Origin of the sequence: Agromyces humi (genome assembly GCF_009720255.1) — a bacterium.
Lineage (GTDB): Bacteria > Actinomycetota > Actinomycetes > Actinomycetales > Microbacteriaceae > Agromyces > Agromyces humi.
In genome coordinates, this window is the sequence record NZ_WJSP02000529.1 from 1 (window position 1) to 2,060 (window position 2,060).

Genomic DNA, 2,060 nt, shown 5'->3' on the forward strand with positions numbered 1-2,060 from the left:
CGGATCATCGCTCCGAGCAGCAGAGTGTGTACGACGTCCTCGTCGCGGACCTTCCGCTTGCCGACGTCGTGCGCGACCCGGCGCACCCCTACCTGGCCCGCTTCACCGGTACCCCCACCTACCTGCCGAACCCCCGCTGGATCGCGCGAGGCCGGCTCATCCCGGCGGACGCGCCGCGCGAGGTCACCGTCGGCTCTGCCGCCGAGGGCCTGCAGCATGTCTACGAGGTGCCGGGCGAGGTCGAGTTCGAGCTTCGCGGCGAGACCTTCCGGCTCACGGCGTTCAACGGGCACGCGCCCGGCACGCTCCAGGTGCTCTTCACGGATGCCACGAGCGGGCTGACGACCTACGCGGCGAACCGCTCGCTCGAGATCGACGCGCCCGACGCCGACGGCACGGTGCAGCTCGACTTCAACCGCGCGGTGAACCTGCCCTGCGCCTACACCGACCACGCCACCTGCCCCCTGCCGCCTGCCGGGAACCGGCTGCCCGTGGGCATCGAGGCCGGGGAGAAGACGCCCGTCGAGCGCAACGTCGCCTGACCGGCGGCGCCCAGCCCCGCAGCATCCGACCGCCATCGACGCGCCCAGAACCGGAGAACCGCATGCGCTTCCAGATCCTCGACATCGTCCCGTACGTGCAGAACCCGGTCACCGGGCGGCTCGTCAGCCCGGCCGAGCGGCTCGACCAGACCGTGGAGTTCGCCCGCCGGGCCGAACGGCTCGGGTTCGACGCCTTCGCGGTGGGCGAGCGGCACGCGGGGCACTTCCTCTCGTCGTCGCCGACCGTGCTGCTCGGCGCGATCGCCGCGGTCACCTCGACGATCCGCCTGCAGACCGGGGTGACCGTGCTCTCGGTGCTCGACCCGGTGCGCGTCGCCGAGGACTATGCGACCATCGACCAGCTCTCGCGCGGCCGGCTCGAGCTCACGATCGGCAAGGGCAATGAGGCGGCACAGTTCCCACTGTTCGGGCTCGAGGTCGACGACCAGTGGGAGCTGCTCGCCGACCGGTACGCGCTGCTGCGCCGGCTCTGGCGAGAGACCGACGTCGACTGGGAGGCGACGCCGTACACGCGCGCGCAGCGGGGCACCACCACCCTGCCGCGGCCGTACGCCGGAGCGCCGCGGGTGTGGCACGGCTCGGCGACCACGCTCGCATCGGCGGCGCTCGCGGCACGCTGGGGGGACCCGCTGTTCAGCGCGAACGCGATCCAGCCGCTCCGCAACTACGCGGTGCTCGTGCAGCACTACCGCGACGAGCGCGCACGTCACGGGCACGACCCCCGGTTCGCCTACGTGGGAGCCGGCGCCGGTGCACTGTTCATCGCCGACACGACGCAGCAGGCGCGGGAGCTGTACGGGCCGGTCTACGAGGCGCTCGTCGCCGCGACGAACGTGCCGGGCAACAACTCCCCGTTCCGCGACATCGACCACGCCATCGCCGAGGGGCCCGCGCTCGTCGGCAGCCCGCAGCAGGTCATCGACAAGATCGGCCGTTTCCACGAGGCGCTCGGGCACGACCTGCAGTCGATCAGCCTGCCCACGACCCTGCCGGTCGAGCAGCAGGTCGAGCTCGTCGAGCGCTTCGCCGCCGAGGTCGCCCCGGTCGCGCGCCGGGAGTTCCCCAGCACGCTGTGGGGTCCGGGCGATCCGTACGCGCTCCGCCCCGCGGTCAGCGGCGGCGTCGAGGCGGATGCCGCGGCGACCGTCGAGGCCGCGTCGGCATCGGCATCGGGATCCGCCTCGGCCCGCCGCGTCGCCGTCGCGGCCGGAGCAGTCCGATGAGGGCGGCGTCCGGGGGCGCCCGTAGGATCGTGGATCGATGAGCGAGAGCCAGCAGCGGCGCCCCGCGGCGCCCGAACCGAGCGACGGCGTGGTCGTGCGCCTCGCGCGGCCCGACGAGTACGACGAAGTCGCCGCCCTCTCGCTGCGCGCCTATGAGCTCGACTACGAGATCTCCGACGGCTACCGTGCCTCGATCCGCGCCGTTGCCGAACGCGCTGCCGAGCACGAGGTCTGGGTCGCCGCGGATGCCGCGACCGGCGCGGCCGCGGGCGCG

2 protein-coding genes and 1 pseudogene are annotated in these 2,060 nt (G+C 73.4%); all 3 read left to right on the forward strand.

The annotated features are described in order from the left end of the window. A partial coding sequence (locus tag GH736_RS21810; protein WP_159607034.1) for a DUF1684 domain-containing protein occupies positions 1–542 on the forward strand: 542 nt, incomplete at its 5' end. Between the two features lie 62 nt (positions 543–604). Next, on the forward strand, positions 605–1,786 hold the full coding sequence (locus tag GH736_RS21815; RefSeq protein WP_159607036.1) for an LLM class flavin-dependent oxidoreductase: 1,182 nt from the start codon (positions 605–607) through the stop codon (positions 1,784–1,786). Between the two features lie 37 nt (positions 1,787–1,823). Then, positions 1,824–2,060 (forward strand): annotated as a pseudogene (locus GH736_RS21820) (hypothetical protein); the annotation flags it as partial.

Bases quoted from the DNA above. Each gene is read 5' to 3' on its own strand.
- GH736_RS21815 (WP_159607036.1), top strand. From the start codon at position 605: ATGCGCTTCCAGATCCTCGACATCGTCCCGTACGTGCAGAACCCGGTC.